Origin of the sequence: Sporosarcina ureae DSM 2281 (assembly GCF_000425545.1) — a bacterium.
GTDB lineage: Bacteria > Bacillota > Bacilli > Bacillales_A > Planococcaceae > Sporosarcina > Sporosarcina ureae.
In genome coordinates this window covers 22216-48642 of record NZ_AUDQ01000009.1, presented here as the reverse complement: position 1 = coordinate 48642, position 26427 = coordinate 22216, and the positions used below count along the sequence as shown (strand labels likewise).

The following is a 26427-nucleotide window of genomic DNA, read 5'->3' as shown; positions in this document are numbered from 1 at the left end:
GAGAGGGGTATACGATGAAAAAAGTGAAAGTAGCGATTCTTGGATCCGGAAACATAGGAACAGATCTCATGTTGAAATTGAGCAGATCCCCTATTTTGGAACTCACAACGATGATTGGCATAGATGCTGAGTCGGATGGATTGAAGAAAGCAGCGGAGCACGGTTACGAAGTCATCACTACTGGTATTGACGGCTTCCTAGAACGACCTGAGCTTGCTGATATCATTTTCGATGCAACTTCTGCCAAAGCACATATCTATCATGACGAAGTACTGCGAAAAGCGGGAAAAAAAGTCATTGATATGACACCAGCGGCAATCGGCCCGATCGTTGTCCCACCGGTTAATCTAGATGAACATTTGGACGCGGACAACATCAACCTGATTACTTGCGGTGGCCAGGCGACGATTCCGATCATCCATGCTGTTCATCAAGTGCAATCGGTAGAATACGGAGAAATTGTCTCCACTATTTCCAGTAAAAGTGCGGGGCCGGGTACACGGGCAAATATTGATGAATTTACCCAAACAACAACTCGTGGCATTGTCGAAGTGGGCGGAGCTAAAAGAGGAAAAGCGATTATTCTGCTAAATCCCGCAGAACCACCGATCCTCATGCGGAATACGATTCATATACAGGTGGAAGAGGAAGCGAAGACAGAAGAAATTACTGCTTCAATCCGTGAAATGGAAAAAGAGGTTCAATCATATGTACCGGGCTATCGACTCAGACAGGAACCGATTTTTGACGGTAAAGATATTACCGTGTTCGTCGAGGTTGAGGGGGTAGGGGATTACTTACCTACATACTCCGGTAATTTGGATATTATGACAGCATCTTCTGTGAAGATGGCGGAAGAGTGGGCAAAGCATAAAGTAGCCAATATACCGGTCTGATTGATATTCGATAGAAATGAAAGAAGGGAATGGGAAGATGAACAGTAAACGAGACATAGTACTGACAGAAGTTGCATTACGTGACGGAAGCCATGCGGTTCGTCATCAATTCACAGTAGATCAAGTAAAATCTATCGCTAAAGGTTTGGATGATGCGAACGTACCGTATATAGAAGTTTCTCACGGAGACGGGCTTGGCGGTTCTTCCATGCAGTATGGATTGTCATTGACAAACGAAATGGAACTGATCGAAGCAGCGGTAGCCGAGGTGAAGCAGGCAAAGATTGCGGTACTTCTCATACCGGGTATTGGGACCATGCCACAATTGAAGGAAGCAGCCGGGCTGGGTGTAAAAATGGCACGTGTTGCGACACATGTCACAGAGGCGGATGTCTCTGCGCAGCATATCGCGTATGCGAAAGAGCTGGGTTTAGAAACAGTCGGCTTCCTGATGATGTCCCATATGGCGTCTCCGAAGAAATTGCTGGAACAAGCAAAACTGATGGAGAGCTACGGGGCGGATACTGTATATGTTGTGGATTCAGCAGGAGCACTGTTGCCTCATCAGGTGAAAGAGCGCATTGCATTGCTGAAAGAACATCTGACCGCAAATATCGGTTTCCACGCACATAATAATCTGTCGCTGGCAATGGCGAACACGCTTGCTGCAATGGAAGCGGGCGCTACACGAATCGACGGCAGTATCCGCTGCCTTGGTGCTGGAGCTGGGAATACACAGACCGAAGTGGCGGTTGCGGTGCTCGATAAGATGAATATTCATACTGGTATCGATTTGTATAAGATCATGGACGTGGCGGAAGATTTAGTAGCGCCGATTCTGGAAACACCACAGGAGATCACACGCGGCAGTCTAGTTCTCGGTTATGCGGGCGTATATTCAAGCTTCTATCTGCATGCACAAAAAGCAGCTGAACGATTCGGAATTGATTCCCGCAGCATTTTAATTGAACTTGGCAAGCGCGAAGTAGTTGGTGGTCAGGAAGATATGATCATGGACGTAGCCGCGGAGTTATCCAAACGGAAAGCGGAAGTTGCTGTATAAAAGGAGAGGGTATCGTGAGTGCAACAGTGTATCAGGAAATTGCCGATTATCTAGTGGCAGGCGAAGAAGAAAAGCGTGAAGTGAAAAAAGTGACCGCCGAACTGAAGAAAGATTTGACGGTGGAAGAAGGATACCAAATCCAAGAGAAGATCGTTTCTCGGAAATTAGCTGAAGGACGGAAAATAGTAGGCCCTAAAATGGGATTGACTAGTAAAGCGAAAATGGACCAGATGAATGTCGATGAGCCAATTTACGGATATGTCTTTGATTATATGGTCATCGACAATGGTGGCAAGGTTTCTCTGAGTGATTTGATTCATCCGAAAGTGGAGGCGGAAATTGCTTTCATTATAGATGAGGATATTGAAGGGCCCGGCATTACAGGTGCTCAAGTATTGGCTAAGACCAAGTCGGTCATCCCGGCTCTCGAGATTATCGACAGTCGTTATGAGAATTTTGATTTTACGTTACCCGATGTTGTAGCGGATAATGCGTCTACCTCTCGAGTGGTTTTCGGTACTTCGCCAAAATGCCCGTCGGATTTCGATCTGGATGTAGTCGGTGCAACATTGGCGATTAATGGCGAAATCAAGGAATTAGGTGCCGGTGCCGCGGTACTCGGCCATCCTGCGAATGCCATTGCGATGCTCGCCAATATGCTTGCACGTAAAGGCGAGAAGATCCGTAAAGGTGATGTCATTTTATCAGGTGCTTTAACAGGTGCCGTCCTTCTTGAAAAGGGAGATACGGTGCTTGGAAAGTTCGATGGACTTGGCGACGTGTCGTTTACAGTAACTGAGTGAGAAGGAGGATGTAACGGATGCCACTGATACATGTAGAGATGATTGAAGGCAGACCTGAAGAAAAGGTTTCGGAGTTGATCCGCAATATCACTGAAGTAGTTTCATCCACACTGGATGCACCAAAAGAAGCGGTACGGGTTATCGTTTCGGAAGTGCCGAGCACGCACTGGGGCGTTGCGGGACAGACGATGGCTGAGAAAAGAGCAGCCGTTAAGTAAGTGAAAATCAGAAATCCAAGCAGGGCAATAATGAAGTACCATATAAAAATTAAAACTAACAGACAGGGGACAGAAACTATGAGTATCTCAAATAACGTAATTGTAGAAGAACACGCATTATTGAAAGAACTTGAAAAATATACAACAAGTATTGCGCATCTTGGCCATGTAGAAATGGGCGTTACGGATCTCGAAAAATCAGTCTGGTTCTTTACAAAAGTAATGGGCCTTGCGGTTTCTGCCCAGGAAGAGGATCGAGTGTATCTAAGAGCATGGCAGGATTTCGATCACCACACATTAGTTCTTCAGCAGGCGGATGTGTCAGGTGTTCAGCAAATCGGCTGGCGCGTAAGCAATAAAGGTGCTTTGAAAGCATTTGAAAAGCAGTTTAAGGATATGGGAATCGAGCATAACTGGGTGGAAGCCGGGAAGAAAAAGGCGCAAGGCGACACGCTTCAGTTCCGTTCACCTTCAGGCCTACCGGCAGAATTATATTGGGAAAAAGAGAAGTTCATCACGGATGATCCGAATGTTGCTTCAAAATTGCCGAGCCACCCAAGTAAATATACAGGCAAGGGAGTATCTCCGCGTCGCTTTGACCATGTAAATATTATGGTAAACGATGTAGCGAAAGAGCAGGAATGGTGGACAGATCTACTTGGAATTCACCACCGTTACTATGTTCAGAATGAGGAAGACGTGCGTCTTGGTTCATGGTTGAGTCGAACGAACGTAGCGCATGAAATTGCTTTAATGCGCAATGCCAATCAAGATGGAGCGCTGTTCCATCACCTGGCATACTACTTGGATTCACCGGACGAGCTAATCCGCGCAGCAAACTTGATGGCAGAGAACGGTATTAAGATCGAGTGGGGTCCGGGCAAGCACGGGACGAGTGGAGCACAGTTCATCTACGTCATCGAGCCTTCTGGGAACCGTGTGGAAATCTGGACTGGCGGATTCTTGATCTTCTCTCCAGATTGGGAGCCGATCGGATGGAACCCAGAAGTTGGACCTCTTGGTTTGGACCTGTGGGGAAGCAAGGCGCCGGAAAGTTACTTCACTTACGGAACAAAGCTTCTGTAAGTTGCGTGTCCAGTAAAACAGATATACGAAAATAAATAATGAGGTAGATGAAGCAAACGTCTACCTCATTATTTTTTATAAATAAGTATAAAGAATAGGGGTTGGCGAGAAATGGTGAAAAAGACATTGCGTGTGGATTTTCATACACATATCATCCCGGAAGATTTTCCGGATTTGGCAGCGAAATTTGGTGATCCGCGTTTTCCGGTTATGGAGAAAACCTGTGATTGCGGGGCGGAAATCTTTATCCAGGGAAAGTCATTCCGTAAAATTACGGATCAGGCATGGGATATTGAAAAGAGAATCGAAGACATGAATAACGAAGGGATCGATATTCAAGTCCTGTCGCCAATTCCGGTCACACTTGCCTACTGGAGTAGCCCGGAGGCCGGTTTGGAACTTTCACAAATACAGAATGATTTTATCGCATCCATCGCCAAGGAGTATCCGGAGCGGTTTATTGGTTTAGGGACGGTGCCGCTGCAGGATGTGGAAATTGCCATACAGGAAATGGATCGTGCCGTGCATGAACTGGGCTTAAAAGGACTTCAAATCGGTTCCAATGTGAACGGCCAGAACCTGGACGATCCTGCGCTGGAACCGTTCTTCGCGGCAGCGGAGAAATGGAATGTGCCTCTTTTTGTACACCCATGGGCGACACTCGGCGGCGAGAGAATGCCAAGACATAATTTCATGTATATGGTCGGCATGCCGTCAGAAACGGCACTGGCCGCGGGAAGTATTATTATGAGCGGACTACTGGATCGATACCCGAAACTGAAGATCTGCTTCGCGCACGGCGGGGGAGCGCTCCCTTATCTGCTTCCACGTATGGATAAAGGCTGGGAAGTGTGGCCACATATCAGAAAAACTGAAAAACCGCCAAGCCATTATGCAAATAAACTCTATTATGATTCACTAGTGTACGATCCGGTGAATTTACAGTATATGATTGATAAATTCGGTGCGGAACAAATTATTGCAGGTTCAGATTATCCATTCCTGCTGCGGGAAGCACCGTCCGGCAAAGTGGTCGATCTATTGGAAGGTATTTCGGATGAAGACGCTAGATTGATACACGGACAGAATGCATTAAAGTTCCTCGGAATTCATGAAATGGCCACATCGAAGTAAAGACGCTGAAAAACTTTTTGATCTTTGTAATTTGTCACTTTCCTAATCAACCTGCCTGTACCAAACAAAAAAATATGTTTGCCTTACCAAAGGAGGAAATCAGTTGAAGCCCATTCAAGTCTTAAAAACTGTTGACGAATCAAAATTTAATCGTTTTCACGGCTTACTTGTTTTCTGGTGTGCGTTTATCATTATCTTTGATGGATATGATTTAATCGTTTACGGATCAATAGTTTCAATATTGATGGAGGAATGGTCTTTAACATCAGTACAGGCAGGAACGATAGGCAGTTATGCATTGATTGGCATGATGTTAGGCGCGTTCATATTTGCGCCTCTCGCCGACAGAATTGGGCGAAAGAATGTCATTCTCTTCTGCGTCATCCTCTTCAGTTCGTTTACAGGATTGATCGCATTTTCGAACGGTCCGACAGAATTCGGAATCTACCGCTTCATCGCGGGGCTCGGGCTCGGTGGGGCATTCCCGGTTACTGTTGCACTCGTAACGGAATATGCACCGCGAGTCATGAAAAATCGATTGGTGACACTGATGTTATGTGGTTATGGGATTGGCGGAATGTTTGCTGCAGGACTGGCGATCTATCTGATCCCTGCTGCGGGCTGGAAAGCGATGTTTTTAGTCGGCGCCATTCCGTTGCTGGCTGTACCTTTGCTGTACAAACAACTTCCCGAATCACTCGGTTTTCTGATGGCGAAGCAAGAGAACAGGAAAATCGGCGAGGTACTGGCGAAAGTCAATCCTTCCTATATACGAAAGGATGATGATGTCTACGATATTTCTGTTCCGTCAAGGAAAGGCATACCGGTGTCCAAGTTATTCGAAAACGGACGGACGGTCAGTACAATCCTGTTCTGGTTTAACTTCTTCCTTTGCCTGCTGATCACATACGGACTCGGAACGTGGTTGCCTAAGTTAATGTCAGAAGCGGGCTACAGCTTAGGATCCAGCTTGACATTCCTTTTAGTACTGAATATGGGTGGAATTGCTGGTGCGTTAATTGGCGGTTGGCTCGCAGACCACTGGAGAACGAAAAACGTATTGACGATGTTCTTTTCTTTGAATGCGCTTTCACTGATCGGAATGAGTTTCCACCCCTCTATTTCCGTTCTGTATATTCTGATAGCCGTAGCGGGTGCCACGTCCATAGGGTCGCAGATTGTTTTATACTCATTTGCTTCACAGTTCTATCCAACAGAAGTCCGTTCCACAGGAATTGGTTGGTCATCCGGAGTAGGAAGAGTAGGCGGCATCATTGGTCCCGTAGTGGGCGGTGCGTTGCTCGGTCTAAGTCTTTCCTTCCAGCAGAACTTCATGGCGCTAGCTATACCGGGATTATTGGCCGCAGTCGCTATATCGTTTATTCGTGAAAAGCAATTTGCCGACAAACCGGTGAGTGTGGTTCCAACTCTTGCTACTAGCAAAGCGATCGACAAGTAAAATTACGTTTACATGAAAAATATTTTAGTAGAAAGCCCATATTATATGGGCTTTTTGCGTTGCATCGATTATCTAATTGCGAAAGAACTAGTGGCGATTCGTTGCCTATCAAAATAGTACATAAACTATATGGCATCAGGCATTAAACTCATATGGTGAAGGAAACAAACGTACTTTGTTTAGGTCACTGTGCAAATGGGGATGCTATCTGTAGGTGCTAATGAAAACAGGGCCAAATAACTCTCAATTAATTTAAATACAAACTCTCATAACCATCTGAAAAAAGTAGTATGGTGTGAACTATTCCATTACATACAAGAGTTATGCAGGCAATAGGTTCCTTAACTCGATAAATAGTTGAAACTGCGTTAAATCAGCTACAAAGTAAAAATGCTAGGTAAAATAAAGAGGGGAAATTTATAGGCAGCTCAGCTCACTATCTAACTATTTTTTTGTTAGTTGTGAATAAGTTTGGAGGTGTTTAGGGTGGATTACTTACTGAATGGTGGCAAGCTTGTAATCGGCTTGGTGGCTCTCCTAGTTGTCATAAGATTACTAGGGAAAAAATACTTGAGTCAAATGACACCGTATGATGTGGTGTATCTTCTCGTATTCGGTGGCGTTCTTGAAGAGAGCCTCTACGACGAAAAGATATCCATCCCCATGTTTTTATTTTCGGTTGTGGTGTGGGCAACTGCCATTTATGCCGTGGAGAAAATTGTCACCCTTTCTAATCCGTTACGGATATCGATTAAAGGAGAAACGGACAGGTTGATCCATGATGGGAAAATCAATAAAAAATTGATGGAAAAAAACCAATTAGAAATGGAGCAGTTGAGAACGATGCTTCGTATGCAAGGTATTTTTTCGCTGAGAGAAGTACGGGACTTATTTATCGAGCCGGGAGGAGAAATTTCAATTAATCAATATGCCAAGTATAAACCCGTGGCTGTACAGGATATGAATCTGGAGAACCGAGAAGAAGAACCGACCGTACTATTAATTGATGAGGGAAAAATCAAGAAGGAAGTCCTAGACTTTATTGGAAAAACGGAGGCATGGCTTTATGCTGAAATGAGACACTTGGGGCATGGGAATCTTCAACATATATTGTATTGTGAATGGTCAAAAACAGAAGGCTTTTTTATAAAAACAAATGCTGATGTAAGTAATAGCCAGAAGTAAAAAATAACGCAAGAACTACGCTGACAGGAAGAATATATCAATTGATTTTTATAACAGAAATTCTAGAAGTCATTTCAGAAGAGGCCATTATAGATATTCTGGTTATCATCGTTTCACTTGAATTACCATCTAATTATTGCTTATAGGGATTCGATTAATATAAATAGGCTCCACACAGTGAGAAAAGACGTGATCTCACTGAGTGGGGCCTATATTAATCAAGTACTGTCTTTCCTACACATTTTAAGAAACTGAAAGCCACCACCATAGCCCTGTCAACGTAATGAGGAGAGTAGGCACAGTCAATATAATACCCACTTTAAAATAATATCCCCAAGAGATCTGTATGCCTTTTAACGACAGCACATGCAACCACAGTAACGTAGCGAGCGAACCGATCGGTGTCATCTTCGGACCTAAATCAGACCCGATCACATTGGCATAAATCAACGCTTCCCGCACATTAGGCGGTACCGCAGCATCTTGGATCGCTAGCGCATCTATCATTACAGTCGGCAAATTGTTCATGATCGATGACAGGATTGCCGCAATAAACCCCATGCTAATCGTAGCGGCGTACAAGCCATGGCTCGATGTCCACTCGATCAACGCGGTCAGAACAGATGTCAATCCTGCATTGCGCAATCCATAGACGACTACGTACATCCCGATGGAAAAGAACACGATAGCCCATGGAGCACCTTTGATTACTGTTTTAGTCTGCACCGCTTCGCTCGTTCTCGCAATTAGCAAGAACACGATTGCAATCGTTCCGGCGATGAAGGAGACGGGCAAACCTAATGATTCACTAATGAAGTAGCCGATCAGCAATACACCGAGCACTATCCATGAAATTCTGAACAGCTTATGGTCACGTATTGCACTCGCAGGTGTACGCAACAACTTTTCATCAAAACGTTTCGGTATAGATTTCCGGAAATACATATACAACACAAGAATGCTTGTACCAAGACTAAAGAAGTTCGGGATAATCATACGGCTTGCATATTCAGCAAAACCGATGCCGAAGAAGTCGGCAGAAACGATGTTCACGAGATTACTGACGACAAGTGGTAGGGAAGTAGTATCCGCAATGAATCCCGACGCCATGACGAAGGGCAAAATCATTTTCTCTTTAAAATTAAGTGCACGCACCATCGCAAGGACAATTGGAGTGAGTATCAATGCGGCTCCATCATTCGCGAATAAAGCCGACACACCAGCGCCAAGTAGGATGACAAGTAAAAACATGCGCACACCACTTCCTTTGGCAAAGCGCGCCATATGTAATGCGGACCACTCGAAAAATCCGATTTCATCAAGGATCAATGAAATAATGATCAGCGCGACGAACGTCAATGTAGCATTCCATACGATAGACGTTACGTCGATGACATCAGTAAAACTGACGACGCCCACAAGAAGGGCGAGAACCGCCCCGGCGATGGCAGACCAGCCGATCGATAGGTTACGCGGTTGCCAAATAACCAAGATCAGTGTGAGGAGAAATATAAGAGAAGCCAGTATTATTTGCATGGGTTCTCCTCCTTGCCACATTCAATAGTAGGAACCGGCAATAATTTCAATAACTCTAGTAATAGGTAGTAGTGGGGATGGGAACGATTAAGTGACCAATATACCCAGCGTCCACGTCGTTCATTGAGCACGATCTCATCACTTTTTAGTCTGTGCATATGCTGACTGATTGCAGGTTGTGATACGTCTAGTAAAGTATTCAAATCACAAATACACAAAGGCTTTTGCTCTAATGCCTTCAGTAATTGTAATCGAGATTGATCTCCAATGGTTTTTAAGTAACGTTCCATTTGTTTAGGGTTCATGAAATTCTCCTTTCATTTTACGTATCTATATCATATAAGTTCAGGCTTATATGTTCAATGCTTTTAGACAAACAAAAAAGGAAGTCACAGGGCAGTGTGGCTTCCTATTTCTCTCAAATTAATAGATCGTGCTAATTATCGTTCTTTGCTTAACTCATCATGGATAAGATTCATATTGTAGTCCAAGTATTTTATATACGTATCGATCTCGTCACCAGGGTTACCAATTTCATCAGAGTAGATGGGCTTTTCGGCAATTGGAACGCCAGTCTCTGCGGAAACAGTTTCCATCGGGCGAGTATCTACGTTAGATTCCACGAATAATACAGGCACGTTATGTTCTTGGATATAGTGGATGAGCTGTTTGATTTGTTTAGGAGAACCATTCTCTTCCGTATCAATTTCCCAGATAAACGCTTCTTTTAAGCCATAATGGTCATTCAAGTATTGGAAAGCACGTTCACTTGTTACGAGCACACGATTTTTTTCAGGTATCGTGGAAATGCGTTCCGCAAATTCATCATCTAATTCTTGTAGGCGTTGTACGTACTCATCGCCTTGCTCTCGAATTTTTTCACTTTCTGTCGGGTGTTTTTCAATCAATGCATCGCGCATAGCTTCTGCCATTTTCACACCAACAGCTGGATCGATAAACGCGTGTGGGTTGATTTCCTCGTCAGTGCCGTCTTTTCCACCAATATATTTAGGTTCTACTTTTTCAGTTAAGCTATAGATGTTTTCGTCTTTCTGGCCAACGGAATCCATCATTTTGAAGAACCAGCCTTTTTTTCCGCCTTCAAGATTTAAACCGTTGTAAAATAAAACGTCTGCATCGGTTGCGGCTTTAATATCATTTGGCAACGGCTCATATTCATGAGGATCCGTTCCGGTTGGCACTAAGTTATATACTTCTACATAGTCCCCACCGATTTCGCGTGCCATATCCGCAATGATGGTAAATGAAGTAACGACTTTTAGCTTGTCGTCCGTTTCCGCCGCTTTGTCACCAACGTTCGTGCCTTTGTCATTGCCACATGCTGCTAACATGAATACAGCGAGCAATGATAGTGTTAGCCATTTTGCGAATTTTTTCATGTAGTACATTCTACTCCTTTGTGAATACAAATTTTTTCTGCCAGGTCAGTTAAACGCTTAGTTGGTTGCGCCTGTAATCGATTTACGTTTAAACTTCTTACGGAACATCCCCACGACAATTCCTTGTTTAGGCGAGAATAAAAATGCCAAGACGAAGATGGCTGTCGCTGTCAAGGCAATCACGGGCCCGGTTGGCATATTATACAAGAAGCTGAAATACAGTCCAGTAATGGAGGACACAGCACCGAAAAATGCTGCCAATATGACCATGACCGATAGGCGATTCGTTAACAGATAAGCTGTAGAAGCGGGTGTGATCAATAAAGAGACAACGAGAATCACGCCAACTGTCTGTAATGAAGCGACTGTAACCAATGTCAATAAAAACATAATCGCGTAGTGAATCAGACGCGTTTTCAAACCATAAGCTGCAGCCATCGTCTCGTCAAAACTAGAAACGAGGAGTTCTTTAAAGAACAACGCTACTACTAAAATGACGATTGCACCGATAATCAACGTCAGCCACATATCAGAACTGCGGACAGACAACACGTTACCGAATAAAATCTGCGTTAAGTCCGTCGCGCTTTTAGCTTGTGTGATTAAGATAATCCCGAGAGCGAAAAACGCTGAAAAGACAATCCCGATAGAGGAGTCATTCTTGATTCGACTATTTTGAGATATGGCACCGATACTGAATGCTGTAAGAACACCTGTAAACACTGCGCCATAGAAATAGTTAATTCCAAGCATATAAGAAATGGCAACACCTGGTAGAACAGCGTGGGAAATCGCATCACCCATCAAAGCCATTCCTCGAAGAACGATGAAACTTCCAATCACTCCACAAATGATGCCGACCATGATCGACGTAATCAATGCTTTCTGTAAGAAACTGTACGTCATTAAGTCTTGAATAAACTCCATTACATTGAAACCTCCAAGCCGTCGATCATAAATTCACGGTTATATGCTTTCGCCATATTGTCTGACTGGAACACTTTACTAGTAGGACCTGCATCAATTAACTCTTTATTAATGAGAATCAGCCCATCAAAATATTTTTTTACTTTTGACAAGTCGTGGTGAACAACAAAAATTACTTTGCCTTCCGCTTGCATCTCGCGCAAAATGCCAATAATAATTTCTTCACTGGATACGTCAATTCCTACGAATGGTTCGTCAAGAAAGAAGTAGTCCGCCTTTTGGGCTAGCGCACGTGCAAGAAATACCCGCTGCTGCTGGCCGCCCGATAACTCACCAATTTGGCGATTGGCGAAGCTTTCCATTCCTACTTGCTTCAAACACTCCATTGCCCATTCTTTATCTGCTTTACGAGGACGTCTTAGTAAGCCGATCTTAGGATACGTACCAAGCAAAACCGTATCTTTCACGATGATCGGGAAGTTCCAGTCGATATTGGAACGCTGAGGAACATAAGCAATTTGCTTACGCATGGAATCCACCGTCTTACTACCGAATTTCACATCTCCTTGATCTTTATGAATTAAGCCGAGCATAGCTTTCATCAGTGTAGATTTACCCGCACCATTCGGCCCGAGAACACCAATCAAACTACCAGCTCCAAATGAAAAAGAAACGTCTTTTACGACTTCATTTCCGTCATACGAAACACTTATATTATTGACTGTGATCGGATCTATCATCCAGTTTCCTCCTCTTTTCTTTCCCTAGTGCAACTTTCAGATAAAAGGAATACAACTTTTATTTTACTTAAGAAGCAGTATAGTTTTTTTATAAGTAATAATATAAAACAATAGTTTCCCCTATGCAACTCTAATGCATGATTAGGACTATATTGTTTCCCTAGCGCAACTTTCAATAGTATAGCTTACTCAAAAATTTCTGTAAAGTAGTTATTGAAAAATATTCTTACGGATTTTATCTAGAAGCACATTTAATTGAATAGATGCGTCATATTGTATGTAGTTTATGCTTATATATAGGAAGTAAACTGGACATAGACCCAACTATTAACGTTAAAAAGATCGCGATGGGAAGTTTGGTGAGTGAAATAAGTAGGGTAAGTACATACTAATGAGATGATGAGAGGAGTAGTGATCAATGAAGAAACTTGCTGGCCCGCTTATAGCCATTATCGTGTTAGTAATTATCGCGGCGATTATGATCGTTCCTTCTTACAACAAGTTAGTGAACTTGGAAGAAGATGTTGATCAGTCGTATGCACAAATCGAAACGCAATTACAACGTAGAGTAGATTTAATCCCGAACTTAGTAAATACGGTGAAAGGGTATGCCTCCCATGAAAAAGAGGTGCTTGAAAACATTGCGAATGCACGTAGTAAAATGGCGGGGGCACAAGGTCCTGAAGAACAAGCTGCCGCAGATTCAGAACTATCAAGTGCATTAAGTCGTTTATTAGTAGTTGTAGAAAACTATCCTGACTTAAAGGCGAACCAGAACTTCCAACAATTAATGGATGAATTAGCAGGTACGGAAAATCGTATCGCCGTTGCACGTAAGGATTATAACGACGTCGTGTCTGCATTTAATAGGAAAGTTAAACGATTCCCAGGTAAAATCGTGGCTTCGATCTTCGGATTTGATGAAAAAGAATATTTCAAAGCGGTCGAAGGGGCGCAACAACCGCCATCAGTCGATTTCGGGGATGACGTGGAGTGATCAACCGCATCTGCATGTTCTTCGTAGCGCTACTAGTGGCCCTTACCGGTACTACGACCGTTCATGCGATTACAGATGTGGTAGTAGATGACGCGGACATTTTATCACCTACGCAAGAAGTGGAGATAGAAGACTACGGAATTCGCTTGCAAGCAGCAACAAAAGCAGAATTTGCTGTTCGTACAGTATATTCTCTCGAAGGCGAGCCTGTTGAGGAATATGCATTACGGTTGCTTCGTGAATTGCAATTAGGCGATAAAGAAATGGACAACGGCGCGTTGCTTGTCGTTTCCACAGAAAAAGATGAGGAGGCAGGTATCGATCGTGAGTTTTATTTAGCGACTGGCTACGGTTTGGAAGGGGCACTTCCTGACGGTAAAGTGGGACGTTATATTGACGAACTGGCGATGCCGTATTTAAGGCAAGAACAACCAGACCTCGCTATTATGGAAGCATACAAAGCTTTCTATAATGAAATAGCCGCGGAATACGGATTAGAAGGCGATGAGTTGCCAGTCGTATACCCCGAGCAAGATGATGAAGACGTGGGCATGCCATCATTTATTATCGTGATCATCGTTCTCTATATTCTCTTCCGCGTCTTTTTCGGCGGCGGAGGAAGAGGCGGTGGCGGCGGTCCACGTGGCCGATCTAGCGTTGGTCCGATATTCTTCCCTGGCTCCGGTGGCGGCGGCTTCGGAGGTGGAAGTAGCGGCGGTGGAGGCTTTGGTGGCTTCGGCGGCGGTGGTTCCGGTGGTGGTGGCGGAGCAGGCCGAAGTTGGTAATGGCTTGCTTTGCGGAAAAGTGACAATGACTCGATTTTGAGTTGTTGTCACTTTTTTTGTTGGATGAGTGCTTTCTTTCCGCGTTTATCATTGCAGTGGGGGGAGGGCGCTCAATGAGTCACGCTGTCCGCTCAATACAGTCCGGTGTGCGCTCTATCAGCAGTGTGATCCGCTCTATCGCGACCCACATTCGCTCATAGTTCTCAGTTTCCCGCTCAATGCAACTCCTTATCCGCTCTAAGTCCGCGGCCTGACGGCTAATCTTCCACGATTGTATCTGCCGCGCCATCTATCTTTTCGCAGTTATCATTGCAGTGGGGGGAGGGCGCTCTATGAATCCCGTTATCCGCTCAATGCCGCCTGGCGAGCGCTCTATCAGCAGTGTGATCCGCTCTATCACGCTCCACATTCGCTCATAGTCCCACGTTTCCCGCTCTATGCAACTCCTTATCCGCTCTAAGTCCGCGGCCTGACGGCTAATCTTCCACGATTGTATCTGCCGCGCCATCTATCTTTTCGCAGCTATCATTGCAGTGGAGGAGGGAAGGGCGCTCAATGAATCCCATTATCCGCTCAATGCAGTCCAGCGAGCGCTCTATCAGCAGTGTGATTCGCTCTATCACGCTCGACATTCGCTCATAGTTCCACGTTTTCCGCTCTATGAAACTCCATATCCGCTCTAAGTCCGCGGCCTGAAGGCTAATCTTCCACGACTGTATCTGCCGCGCCATCTATCTTTCCGCGGTTATCGGAGGGGTGGCCGCTCAATGAATTCAGTTATCCGCTCAATGCCGCCCAGCAAGCGCTCTATCAACAATGTAATCCGCTCTATCGCGACCTACATCCGCTCATAGTTCCACGTTTCCCGCTCAATGCAACCCCGTATCCGCTCTAAGTCCGCGGTATGACGGCTAATCTTCCACGACTGTATCTGCCGCGCCATCTATCTTTCCGCAGTTATCATTGCAGTGGAGGAGGGGTGGCCGCTCAATGAATCCAGTTATCCGCTCAATGCCGCCCAGCAAGCGCTCTATCAACAATGTGATCCGCTCTATCGCGACCTACATCCGCTCATAGTTCCACGTTACCCGCTCAATGCAACCCCGTATCCGCTCATAACCCCCAAGCCAATCACCCCAAACCCTTCCACAAAAAAATGCAAATCCCTAGAAAAACAACCCATTCCATGTCATCATTAATAAAAAACGAGGTGACCCACCAATGAAAATTCAATTCTACACAAAGCCCGATTGTGAGCTATGCGAAGAAGCAGAACGAATGCTTCACTTGGTCGCAGAAGATTACCCGCTCGAGTGGCAGACGATTAATATAGAAGAAGATGACGAAATCCACGAGAAATACATGTTGATGATCCCGGTTATTGAGCACGAAGGACAAGTGTTAGCATATGGAAATATCGGCTATATCGATATTTTGGAATTAATTGAACAATGAAAACGCTTTCTTATTGTGTTTCATTTCTGAACATGCTATACTTCATGTATAGTATTTTTTTACCCTAGGTGGGACAAGAATAATCATCAGGGATCAAATACAACCCACTTGAAAAGAGTGATGTGAGTGAACTTATCATTTTACGAAGCACAACTCGCACTTGTACCTGAACTTCCGCTATTGATCGAGCAACGTTATCAGATGTTGAAACTGATTAAAGCGTCGGGACCTATCGGCAGACGCACACTTAGTTCTATGTCTGGTTATTCTGAAAGGGAAACGCGTACGATGCTCGATTTAATGAAAGAACAAGAATTGGTGCATATTGCGAAAGAAGGCGTATCGACTACTGAAAAAGGTATAGAAGTGCTTTTTGTATTGCATGATACGATGGAAGAGAAATCGGGCAGACGACAACTTGCGAATGAGTTGGCTGAGCGTCTCGGTATTCTAAAAGTACATGTTGTGGAAGGGGATTCCGATGATTCACCTTTGACGAAAAAGCTGCTCGGCATGCAAGCGGCGAAACAATTTCGCTCGCGCATTAAGGGGAATGAAATTGTCGCTGTAACTGGTGGCAGTTCAGTAGCCGCGATTCCATCGTTTATGCAGCAAGACGAATTGCCAAATGTGCAATTCATTGCAGCAAGAGGTGGCGTTGGGGAAGAAGTTGGGTTACAGGCAAATATGATTGCTGCTTCGTTTGCAGAATCGTGTCACGCAACATACAAAGCGTTTTATTATCCAGATACTCTGAGTGAAGAAGCGCATGCGGTATTCCAGCATGAGCCCGCTGCGAAAGAGATGTTGGAGCTATATAGTCGCACCGATTGCGTGATCCACGGTGTCGGGGATGCGACGAAGATGGCTGTATTGCGAAACTCTTCCGAAGAAGAACAGCAGATTTTACAAGATCAGCAAGCTAAGGGAGAAGCATTTGGCTTTTATTTCAATCAGCAAGGTGAAATTGTCCATCGTATCCGAACAGTTGGAATTCAGATGGAGCAATTGCAAGACGTTCCGCTCGTGTTCACAGTAGCTGGCGGAGCGAGTAAAGCGGAAGCACTGCTGTCGTATTTAGCAAGTGCACCGTCCCAAACAATTTTGATAACAGATGAAGGGGCAGCACAGAATATGCTGTCGCTGATGTAAACCGAAGAGATAATGCCTAACAGGCGAAAAGATACAACTACTTTAACGGAGGCGATTTATTGTGGCAGTGAAAATAGCGATTAATGGGTTTGGACGAATTGGACGTTTGGTACTTCGCGAAGCATTTGCAACAGAAGATATGGAAGTCGTGGCGATCAATGATTTAGCGGATGCTGAGATGTTGGCTCATTTATTAAAATATGATTCAGTACACGGTATTTTTGATGCTGATGTGCAATCAGATGAATCCTCGATCCGTGTAAATGACAAAAAGATTAGCGTGTTTGCAGAAAAAGATCCTGCGAACCTACCTTGGAAAGACCTTGGCGTAGATATCGTCATCGATTGTACAGGCGTTTTCCGTTCAAAAGAAGGATTGCAAAAGCACCTCGATGCAGGCGCGAAGAAAGTGATCTTATCGGCTCCGGCACAAGGTGAAATGACAACACTTGTGATGGGTGTCAATGAAGGAACGTACGATGCAGCGAACGACCATATCGTATCGAACGCGTCTTGTACGACGAACTGTTTAGCGCCTGTCGTGAAAGTATTGAACGATTCATTCGGCGTTAAGCGCGGCATGATGACGACGATTCACTCGTATACGAACGACCAGAAAATTTTGGATCTACCACACTCCGATTACCGACGTGCGCGTGCGGCGGGTGTGTCAATGATTCCGACGACAACAGGTGCAGCTTCTGCTGTAACGAAAGTAATTCCTGAACTAAAAGGAAAGCTAGATGGAATGGCGGTTCGTGTGCCAACTCCAAACGTTTCACTTGTTGACTTTGTGACGGAATTAGAAAAAGACGTAACGGTGGAAGAAGTCAACGCGGCATTGAAGAAAGCATCTGAAGGCGAATTAAAAGGACGTCTATTCTTCAGTGACTTGCCATTAGTATCTGTAGATTACAACGGAAACACTGCTTCTTCCACAGTAGATGGATTGTCTACTATGGTAATGGAAGACAATATGGTAAAAGTCATTTCTTGGTACGATAATGAGTCCGGTTACTCCGCTCGTTGTATCGATCTTGCACGATATATGAATAAACAAGGCCTATAAACTGAGAAAACCATGAATTCTGTTATAAATCGTAGCCATTCCACAACTAACCGATTATAATGAATTAATATGGGTGAGAGGAACGGAGAACCCGTTCCTCTTTTTGTATTTAAGCCGAGGAGGACTTATTGAATGAACACGAAAAAGACGATTAGGGATATTAAATTGAACGGTCAACGCGTATTTTGTCGCGTGGATTTCAACGTACCAATGGAAGACGGAAAGGTAACGGATGATACACGCATTAGAGCAGCTTTACCAACAATTGAGTATATGACAAACGCGGGGGCAAAGGTTATTTTAGCTAGCCACTTAGGACGTCCTAAAGGCGAAGTGAAAGAAGATATGCGCTTGACACCTGCTGGCGATAAATTGTCTGAGCTTCTTGGGAAACCTGTGAAGAAATTGGATTCATCCATCGGTGAAGAAGTAGAAAAAGCGATTGCCGAAATGAAAGACGGCGACGTGATCTTGCTGGAAAACGTTCGCTTTAATCCAGGCGAAGAAAAGAATGACGCGGGACTATCCAAGCAATTTGCAGAGCTTGCAGACGTCTTTGTAAATGATGCATTCGGAACGGCGCACCGTGCACATGCTTCTACTGCTGGCATTGCAGAGTACATACCGGGGGTACTTGGCTTCCTACTCGAAAAAGAATTAGATGTTCTTGGAAAAGCATTGTCTCATCCCGATCGTCCGTTCACAGCGATCATTGGCGGAGCGAAAGTAAAAGACAAAATCGGCGTCATCGATAACTTGTTGGATAAAGTCGACAACTTGTTGATTGGTGGCGGATTGTCGTATACATTCACGCGCGCACAAGGTCATGAAACTGGAGATTCATTAGTAGAAGAAGATAAGGTAGAGTTGGCGAAGTCTTTCATTGAGAAGGCGAAGCAAAAGGCAGTGAATTTATACTTGCCAACAGATGCAGTCGTAGCGAATAAGTTCGCAGCGGATGCAGAAACTAAAACGGTTGCAGTGGATGCGATTACAGAAGGCTGGATGGGTCTGGATATCGGACCGGAAACAGCAGCGCGTTACGAGCAAGTAATTAAAGACTCGAAATTTGTCATCTGGAACGGACCGATGGGTGTGTTTGAAATGGAACCATTCGCAAACGGGACAAAAACAGTGGCGGACGCAATGGCAGAAACAACTGCTTATACAGTAATTGGTGGAGGAGACTCTGCAGCGGCTGTGGAAAAGTTTGAAGTCGCGGATCAAATGGATCATGTATCTACAGGTGGCGGCGCGTCACTCGAGTTTATGGAAGGCAAAGAATTGCCAGGAGTCGCTGTATTACAAGATCGAGAATAAGGGGGAATTCTTTTGCGAAAACGAATCATTGCGGGCAACTGGAAAATGTTTAAATTATCTGGTGAAGCTGCAGATTTTGCGGAACACATTAAAGAACAACTCACGGCATCAGATCAAGTCGAAGCAGTCATCTGTCCACCGGCATTGTATCTGAACGATTTACTACAACGTTTTGAAACGACTGCGATCAAAGTAGGCGCTCAAACGATGCATGATACCGACGAAGGGGCATTCACAGGCGAAATCAGCCCGGCTATGCTAAAAGACTTAGGCGTACAGTATGTCATTCTTGGACATTCCGAACGTCGTCAGTATTTCAATGAAACCGACGATACCGTGAATAAAAAAGTACTCGCAGCGTTCAACCATCACCTCGTACCGATCGTATGTGTAGGAGAATCGTTAGAGCAGCGCGAAGCACTTGAAACGGTTTCAATCGTCTCAGCGCAAGTAGAAAAAGCGTTTCAGGGCGTCACAGCGGAACAAGCGAAACAAGCTGTCATTGCCTACGAACCGATCTGGGCGATCGGCACAGGCAAAACAGCAACAGCTGATGATGCCAATGAAGTATGTGCAGCGATCCGTCATAAGGTCGAAACACTCTACTCAACAGACGTAGCAAATGCCATTCGTATTCAATACGGTGGCAGTGTGAAACCAGAAAATATCACGGAACTACTCAGCAAGGACAATATCGACGGTGCGTTAGTCGGAGGAGCAAGTCTTGATCCGGCAGCATTCGTTCAATTAGTGGAGGCAGGAACTCATGGGGAATAAACCGGTCGCGTTAATTATCTTGGACGGCTTCGGCTTACGAGATGAAACGTACGGCAACGCGGTAGCACACTCCAACATACCGAACTTTGATTTGCTGTGGGAGAACTACCCTCACGCAACATTAACGGCATGTGGAGAAGCCGTAGGGTTACCAGAAGGACAAATGGGGAACTCTGAAGTAGGTCACTTGAATATTGGTGCGGGGCGTATCGTCTATCAGAGCTTGACGCGCATCAACAAGTCGATTCGTGAAGGTGAGTTCTTTGAGAACGCGACATTGCTTGAGACGATGGAGCATGTCAAAGTGAAAGGCTCTGCACTTCACGTAATGGGACTGCTGTCAGACGGTGGCGTTCACAGTCATTATGAGCATTTATTCGCTTTATTGAAAATGGCGAAAGAACATGGCGTAGAGCGTGTTTACTTGCATGCATTTCTCGACGGACGTGACGTGGGACCGACGACAGCTCTTCCTTACATCAAACGTACAGAAGATGTGATGGAAGAAGTAGGAGTCGGTCAGATCGCGACGGTGTCCGGCAGATACTTTGCAATGGACCGCGACAAGCGCTGGGAACGTGTGCAGAAAACGTATGACGCCATGGTCTATGGAATTGGACCTCATTGTGATTCAGCAGAAGAAGGAATTCGTGCTTCGTATGCCGAAGAAATACATGATGAGTTTATCGAGCCGTTTGTCGTTCAACAAGACGGCAAACCAGTAGCAACGATTGAAAACGGAGATGCGGTAATATTCTTCAATTTCCGTCCAGACCGCGCGATTCAATTATCACGTGCGATCACGCAACCGGACTTTGATGGCTTCGATCGCGGCGTGAAAAAATTTACGGACTTACATTTTGTCGGCTTTACGCATTATAATGATGATGTAGTAGCAGACATTGTATTTCATAATGTCAATCTAACCAAAACAATCGGTGAAGTGCTAGAAGACCAAGGCAAGCGTCAGTTGCGTATTGCGGAAACGGAAAAGTATCCGCATGTGACGTTCTTTATGAGTGGCGGACGCGAAGAGACGTTTGAAGGCGAAACGCGCATTCTGATTAATTCGCCGAAAGTCGCGACGTATGATTTGAAACCGGAGATGAGCGCATACGAAGTAACAGATGCGTTAGTTGCGGAAATCGAAGCGGAACGACAAGATGCCATCATCCTGAACTTCGCGAATCCGGATATGGTCGGTCATAGCGGAATGCTAGAGCCAACCATTAAAGCGATTGAAACGGTCGATACATGTTTAGGCCGAATCATTGACGCCTTATCTGCAAAAGGCGGATCGGCTATCATTACAGCGGATCACGGCAATGCGGATGAAGTCACTACAATTGGTGGACAACCTATGACAGCGCACACGACAAATCCTGTACCTGTCATTGTCACGAATCCAGATGTAGTGCTGCGTACAGACGGCATTCTTGCAGACTTGGCACCGACAATGTTGAAAATGTTAGGAATTCCACAACCGGTTGAAATGACCGGAAAATCATTATTCTAAGGAGAGATTTTCATGCCAATCATTACCCACATTCAAGCTAGAGAAGTATTGGATTCACGAGGCAATCCAACTGTAGAAGTAGAAGTATTCACAGAAAGCGGTGCCTTTGGACGTGCCATCGTACCATCCGGTGCATCTACTGGGGAGTATGAAGCGGTAGAACTACGTGACGGCGACGAAAATCGTTATAACGGTAAAGGCGTATTGAAAGCAGTAGATCATGTCAATGAAGTGATCTCTTCTGAACTAGAAGAAAACTATTCTGTGTTGGATCAAGTCGTCATCGACAGAGCGTTGATCGAATTAGATGGTACAGAGAATAAAGGCAAGCTCGGCGCGAACGCAATCCTTGGTGTTTCTATGGCAGTTGCACACGCAGCAGCTGATTACTTAGACATTCCATTGTACCAGCATCTTGGCGGATTTAACGCGAAGCAATTGCCGGTACCGATGATGAATATCTTAAACGGTGGAGAGCACGCAGATAACAACGTCGACATCCAGGAATTCATGATCATGCCAGTTGGCGCAGAATCATTCCGTCATGCACTTCGCATGGGTACGGAAATTTTCCACAGCCTAAAAACGGTTCTTCATGGTAAAGGCTTGAACACAGCAGTTGGAGACGAAGGCGGATTTGCTCCGAACTTAGCTTCTAACGAGGAAGCACTGTCTACGATTATCGAAGCAATCGAAAAAGCAGGTTACAAAGCAGGCGAAGACATCTTGCTTGCGATGGACGTAGCTTCTTCTGAGTTCTACGATCAAGACCAAAACAACTACTACCTTGCAGGTGAAGATATTCGTAAAACATCTGAAGAAATGGTTGCTTGGTATGAAGAGCTTTGCGAAAAGTACCCAATCGTGTCGATTGAAGACGGTTTGGACGAGAACGACTGGGCTGGCCACAAGCTATTGACAGAACGTCTTGGCAATAAAGTCCAATTAGTCGGTGACGATCTATTCGTGACAAACACAGACAAATTATCACGTGGAATTAAAGAAGGCATTAGTAACTCGATTCTGATCAAAGTGAACCAGATCGGTACATTGACTGAAACATTCGATGCAATTGAAATGGCGAAACGCGCAGGCTACACTGCAGTTATTTCTCACCGTTCAGGTGAATCAGAAGACGTCACGATTGCAGACATCGCAGTCGCTACAAACGCTGGCCAAATCAAAACGGGTGCACCTTCTCGTTCGGATCGTGTCGCGAAATACAATCAATTGCTTCGTATCGAAGATCAATTGTTTGAAACAGCGCAGTACCTAGGCAAAGAGACGTTCTATAATTTGAATAAATAATAGCATCTATTACTGGTCAATCGGCATAATTTGTAACAAAAGGTTGTGCCGAGAGACTTGCTTTGGTAGAATAGAAATGTTGTAACTTGCTATTTTTGGAGGTGGAAAAACATGCATGCAGTTTTCACAGCATCGCTGATAGTCGTAGCTATAGCATTAATAGTAGTCGTTTTATTGCAATCCGGTAAAAGTGCGGGACTGTCAGGGGCCATCTCCGGAGGCGCAGAGCAACTTTTCGGAAAACAAAAAGCACGTGGATTAGACCTCGTTCTACAAAGAGCGACCATCGTCTTATCCGTCCTATTTTTTGTCCTAACCATTGCGATTATGAAAATATAAAATGCAAGCGCCTGACCATGTTTGAACGGTCAGGCGCTTTTCGTAGAAAGGAACGAAATACATGCGAATTGCCCAACCGAAGCCATTCTTCTTTCAACATGGAAAACGTGCGGTATTACTATTGCATGGTTTTACAGGAACATCCGCGGATGTGCGGATGCTCGGCCGCTTCCTTGAAAAACATAATTACACTTCATTGGCACCACATTACCGCGGTCATGGTGTGCCGCCTGAAGAATTGATCGAGACAAATCCTGACCAGTGGTGGCAAGATGTACTGGATGCATATAATGAGCTAAAAGAGGCAGGATATGAAGAGATTGCTGTGGCGGGATTATCGCTCGGTGGCGTATTTTCACTAAAGCTTGCAGCGCAATTTCCGCTAAAAGGTATCGTGACGATGTGCGCACCGATGACGATGAAAACGACCGACTTGATGTGGTCAGGCGTGCTGAAATATGCACGAGACTACAAAAAAATCGCGGGCCTATCAGACGAGCAAATCAAAGTAGAAATGGACGACTTGAAAACGAAGTCCATGCCAGGTTTAGACGGTTTGCAATCCATGGTCCAAGGCGTACGCGACCAAGTCGACTGCATCTACACACCATTACTCGTTGTTCAATCGCGTCACGACGACGTAATCGATCCGAACTCTGCACAAATCATCTATGACGAAGCAGAATCTACAGAAAAAGAACTACAATGGTACGAAGAATCGGGACATGTCATTACACTAGGTCCCGAAAAAGCACAACTTCACGAAAATATACTACATTTTTTAGAATCCCTTGATTGGCAAGAGTGAAATTAGGGGAAGATATAACTAAAGGAACAAAAGGAGGAGATGGTTTTTTTGGAACCAAATATAAAAGAGTTACAAGAACGGGTTATGTCTTTATTAAAAGAAAAATCCTATATGCCGTCCACTGTGCACGAGATACAAGAAGCACTCGGCTTAGAACAGGCGGACGAATTTAAAGACTTAGTAAAAATGCTCGTACAATTAGAACAGAGCGGGAAAATCGTTCGTTCACGCAATAACCGCTACGGATTGCCTGAACAAATGAATCTACTTCGCGGTAAATTCATCGGTCACGCAAAAGGCTTCGGCTTTGTGGCACCAGAGCAAGTAGAGGGCGATGATGTCTTCATCCCACCACATGAAGTAAACGGCGCAATGAATGGCGATATCGTCTTGGTACGCGTATCAGACGACTCATTTGGAGATCGTCGCGAAGGCGTGATCACGAAAGTCGTCGAGCGTAAAACGACACAAGTTGTCGGAACATATCAAGCACATGAAGGATATGGTTTCGTCTTACCGGATGACAAGAAATTGCCAATGGACTTGTACATCGAAAAAGGTCATTCATTGGAAGCGGTAGACGGTCAGAAAGTGATTGCTGAAATCACGGCTTGGCCAAGCGATGAAAATAATGCAACTGGCATGATCACACAGATTCTCGGGCATAAAAACGACCCAGGTGTAGACATCCTATCGATCATTCACAAACATGGCATTGCAATCGAATTCCCTGCAGACGTTATGGAACACGCGAATAGTGTACCGACGACAGTTCAGCCAGAAGACTTCGAAGGCCGTAGAGATTTACGTAAAGAATTGACGATGACTATTGACGGTGCCGATGCAAAAGACTTGGATGATGCGATTTCAGTCTTCAAAGAAGACAACGGATCCTATCGTCTATTTGTCCATATCTCGGACGTGAGCTACTACGTAACAGAGAACTCCCCAATGGACGTAGAAGCAGCAGACCGTGGTACGAGTGTCTATCTGACAGACCGCGTCATTCCGATGTTGCCGCATCGCTTGTCGAACGGCATCTGTTCCATCAATCCAGGAGAAGATCGCTTAACACTGACATGCGAAATGAAAGTCGATATGAACGGTAAAGTCATTGATCATGATATTTATCCGAGTGTCATTAACTCCAATTACCGCATGACATACGATGAAGTGTATCAAATCATTGAGCATCAAGAGGAAGAACTATCTAAGAAATACGATGAGATCGTACCGATGCTAAACGACATGGCCAAACTGGCAAGCATTTTCCGTCAGAAGCGTCAAGACCGTGGCGCCATCGACTTCGACTTTAAAGAATCCAAAATTTTAGTAGATGAAAACGGCTGGCCGACAGACGTGGTCATTATTGAGCGTACAGTATCTGAACGGTTGATCGAGGAATTCATGCTAGCTGCCAACGAAACCGTTGCAGAGCACTTCGACCGCATGAAAGTACCTTTCTTGTACCGAATCCACGAAGATCCAAAAGAAGAGAAATTACAACGCTTCTTCGAGTTCCTTACGACATTCGGAATCGTCGTCAAAGGAACGGGTAAACAAGTCGATTCAGGTGCATTGCAAGAAATTGTGGAATCGATTGAAGGAATGCCAGAACAATCACTGATCTCCACGATGTTATTACGTTCGATGCAACAAGCGAAGTATTTCCAAGACAGTATCGGTCACTTCGGTTTGTCGACGGAATACTACACGCACTTCACAGCACCGATTAGAAGATACCCGGACTTAATCGTTCACCGTCTCATCCGTACGTATTTATTCAATAAAGACACATCGGCTCAAACGGTTGCACATTGGTCTGCTACACTACCTGAGATTGCCCAGCACACGTCTGAACGTGAACGCCGTGCAGTAGATGCAGAGCGTGATACGAACGCACTGAAGAAAGCACAGTTTATGCTCGATAAAGTTGGGGAAGAGTTTGAAGGAGTCATCTCTTCTGTTACGAACTTCGGAATCTTTGTAGAGCTTGAAAATACGATAGAAGGACTTGTCCATGTCAAGAACATGAACGACGACTATTATCGCTTCGATGATCGCCAAATGATGATGATCGGGGAACGTACAGCGAAACAATATCGTATCGGGGACGAAGTAAAAGTGCGTGTGACATCTGTTAAACCAGAAGAGCAAGCAGTGGACTTCGAAATCGTTGGAATGAAAGAAAACTTCCGAGGCTCTCGTAAAGAGTCACCAAAAGTGATCCAGGCTAGCAGAGGTAAGAGCAGAGGCCAAGGTGCAGGTAGAGGAAGAAGCCAAGGGTCTAGTAGTAAATCAAGTGCTGGTGGCGGAGCGAAAAGTTCTAGCGACAAGCGCAATAAAAAATACGAAAAACCAAAGAAGAAGTTTTATGAAGGTATGCCAAAGAAATCTAAGAAACGTCCAAAGAAAAAATAAGACTGGAGCCTGTCTCCGGTCTTCTGTCAGGGA

Annotated in this window: 25 protein-coding genes; 20 read left to right on the top strand and 5 right to left on the bottom strand. The window is 44.8% G+C overall.

What is annotated here, in order from left to right:
• Positions 1-14 precede the first annotated feature (14 nt).
• From H605_RS0109950 to H605_RS0109915, 8 genes are all read left to right on the top strand, one after another.
• Complete coding sequence (locus tag H605_RS0109950) at positions 15-896, top strand: acetaldehyde dehydrogenase (acetylating) (protein WP_029054084.1); 882 nt, start codon at positions 15-17, stop codon at positions 894-896.
• A 37-nt stretch (positions 897-933) separates the two neighbouring features.
• On the top strand, positions 934-1959 hold the full coding sequence (gene dmpG, locus H605_RS0109945) for a 4-hydroxy-2-oxovalerate aldolase (RefSeq protein ID WP_029054083.1): 1026 nt from the start codon (positions 934-936) through the stop codon (positions 1957-1959).
• A 14-nt stretch (positions 1960-1973) separates the two neighbouring features.
• On the top strand, positions 1974-2762 hold the full coding sequence (locus H605_RS0109940; protein WP_029054082.1) for a 2-keto-4-pentenoate hydratase: 789 nt from the start codon (positions 1974-1976) through the stop codon (positions 2760-2762).
• 17 nt (positions 2763-2779) lie between these two features.
• On the top strand, positions 2780-2980 hold the full coding sequence (locus tag H605_RS0109935) for a 4-oxalocrotonate tautomerase (protein WP_029054081.1): 201 nt from the start codon (positions 2780-2782) through the stop codon (positions 2978-2980).
• A gap of 78 nt (positions 2981-3058) precedes the next feature.
• A complete protein-coding gene (locus H605_RS0109930; RefSeq protein WP_051210547.1) occupies positions 3059-4066 on the top strand; it encodes a VOC family protein in 1008 nt (335 codons plus the stop codon).
• A 111-nt stretch (positions 4067-4177) separates the two neighbouring features.
• Positions 4178-5200: an amidohydrolase family protein gene (locus H605_RS0109925; RefSeq protein WP_198040338.1), complete on the top strand. Its 1023-nt coding sequence runs from the start codon at positions 4178-4180 to the stop codon at positions 5198-5200.
• Between the two features lie 103 nt (positions 5201-5303).
• Complete coding sequence (locus H605_RS0109920) at positions 5304-6659, top strand: MFS transporter (protein WP_029054078.1); 1356 nt, start codon at positions 5304-5306, stop codon at positions 6657-6659.
• Positions 6660-7145: 486 nt separating this feature from the next.
• Positions 7146-7844, top strand: a complete 699-nt coding sequence (locus H605_RS0109915; RefSeq protein WP_029054077.1) for a DUF421 domain-containing protein — start codon at positions 7146-7148, stop codon at positions 7842-7844.
• A gap of 243 nt (positions 7845-8087) precedes the next feature.
• On the opposite strand, the gene H605_RS0109910 is transcribed toward H605_RS0109915, so the two are convergent.
• From H605_RS0109910 to H605_RS0109890, 5 genes are all read right to left on the bottom strand, one after another.
• Complete coding sequence (locus H605_RS0109910; RefSeq protein WP_029054076.1) at positions 8088-9380, bottom strand: arsenic transporter; 1293 nt, start codon at positions 9378-9380, stop codon at positions 8088-8090.
• The gene (locus H605_RS0109905) at positions 9371-9685 is read right to left on the bottom strand and encodes an ArsR/SmtB family transcription factor (RefSeq protein ID WP_029054075.1); all 315 of its coding nucleotides are present in this window, start codon (positions 9683-9685) and stop codon (positions 9371-9373) included. The genes H605_RS0109910 and H605_RS0109905 overlap by 10 nt, the downstream gene beginning before the upstream one ends.
• Before the next feature lie 135 nt (positions 9686-9820).
• Positions 9821-10780 carry a metal ABC transporter solute-binding protein, Zn/Mn family gene (locus tag H605_RS0109900; RefSeq protein WP_029054074.1) on the bottom strand — a complete coding sequence of 320 codons (960 nt, stop codon included), beginning with the start codon at positions 10778-10780 and terminating at the stop codon, positions 9821-9823.
• 57 nt (positions 10781-10837) lie between these two features.
• The gene (locus H605_RS0109895; RefSeq protein ID WP_029054073.1) at positions 10838-11707 is read right to left on the bottom strand and encodes a metal ABC transporter permease; all 870 of its coding nucleotides are present in this window, start codon (positions 11705-11707) and stop codon (positions 10838-10840) included.
• A complete protein-coding gene (locus H605_RS0109890) occupies positions 11707-12447 on the bottom strand; it encodes a metal ABC transporter ATP-binding protein (protein ID WP_029054072.1) in 741 nt (246 codons plus the stop codon). Before H605_RS0109890 ends, H605_RS0109895 begins: the two co-directional genes overlap by 1 nt.
• Before the next feature lie 418 nt (positions 12448-12865).
• On the opposite strand from H605_RS0109890, the gene H605_RS0109885 reads away from it, so the two are divergent.
• The 12 genes from H605_RS0109885 to rnr all read left to right on the top strand — a co-directional run bounded on the left by H605_RS0109885 (position 12866) and on the right by rnr (position 26394).
• Positions 12866-13444, top strand: coding sequence for a LemA family protein (locus H605_RS0109885; protein ID WP_029054071.1), 579 nt, complete (start codon positions 12866-12868; stop codon positions 13442-13444).
• Positions 13441-14229 (top strand): TPM domain-containing protein, encoded by a 789-nt coding sequence (locus tag H605_RS19565; RefSeq protein ID WP_051210546.1) that lies wholly within the window; start codon positions 13441-13443, stop codon positions 14227-14229. Before H605_RS0109885 ends, H605_RS19565 begins: the two co-directional genes overlap by 4 nt.
• 1221 nt (positions 14230-15450) lie before the next feature.
• Positions 15451-15684: a glutaredoxin family protein gene (locus H605_RS0109870; protein WP_029054068.1), complete on the top strand. Its 234-nt coding sequence runs from the start codon at positions 15451-15453 to the stop codon at positions 15682-15684.
• 126 nt (positions 15685-15810) lie between these two features.
• Complete coding sequence (locus tag H605_RS0109865; protein WP_029054067.1) at positions 15811-16836, top strand: sugar-binding transcriptional regulator; 1026 nt, start codon at positions 15811-15813, stop codon at positions 16834-16836.
• 61 nt (positions 16837-16897) lie between these two features.
• A complete protein-coding gene (gap, locus tag H605_RS0109860) occupies positions 16898-17905 on the top strand; it encodes a type I glyceraldehyde-3-phosphate dehydrogenase (RefSeq protein ID WP_029054066.1) in 1008 nt (335 codons plus the stop codon).
• 132 nt (positions 17906-18037) lie between these two features.
• Entirely contained in the window at positions 18038-19225 is a 1188-nt protein-coding gene (locus H605_RS0109855) for a phosphoglycerate kinase (protein WP_029054065.1), read from the top strand.
• 12 nt (positions 19226-19237) lie between these two features.
• The gene (gene tpiA / locus H605_RS0109850; protein WP_029054064.1) at positions 19238-20002 is read left to right on the top strand and encodes a triose-phosphate isomerase; all 765 of its coding nucleotides are present in this window, start codon (positions 19238-19240) and stop codon (positions 20000-20002) included.
• A complete protein-coding gene (gene gpmI, locus H605_RS0109845) occupies positions 19992-21518 on the top strand; it encodes a 2,3-bisphosphoglycerate-independent phosphoglycerate mutase (RefSeq protein ID WP_029054063.1) in 1527 nt (508 codons plus the stop codon). The genes tpiA and gpmI overlap by 11 nt, the downstream gene beginning before the upstream one ends.
• Before the next feature lie 12 nt (positions 21519-21530).
• A complete protein-coding gene (gene eno / locus H605_RS0109840) occupies positions 21531-22826 on the top strand; it encodes a phosphopyruvate hydratase (protein ID WP_029054062.1) in 1296 nt (431 codons plus the stop codon).
• Positions 22827-22937: 111 nt separating this feature from the next.
• Positions 22938-23165 carry a preprotein translocase subunit SecG gene (gene secG / locus H605_RS0109835; RefSeq protein ID WP_029054061.1) on the top strand — a complete coding sequence of 76 codons (228 nt, stop codon included), beginning with the start codon at positions 22938-22940 and terminating at the stop codon, positions 23163-23165.
• Between the two features lie 61 nt (positions 23166-23226).
• Positions 23227-23973, top strand: a complete 747-nt coding sequence (locus H605_RS0109830; RefSeq protein WP_029054060.1) for an alpha/beta hydrolase — start codon at positions 23227-23229, stop codon at positions 23971-23973.
• Positions 23974-24012: 39 nt separating this feature from the next.
• A complete protein-coding gene (gene rnr, locus H605_RS0109825; RefSeq protein WP_037561876.1) occupies positions 24013-26394 on the top strand; it encodes a ribonuclease R in 2382 nt (793 codons plus the stop codon).
• Positions 26395-26427: the final 33 nt, after the last annotated feature.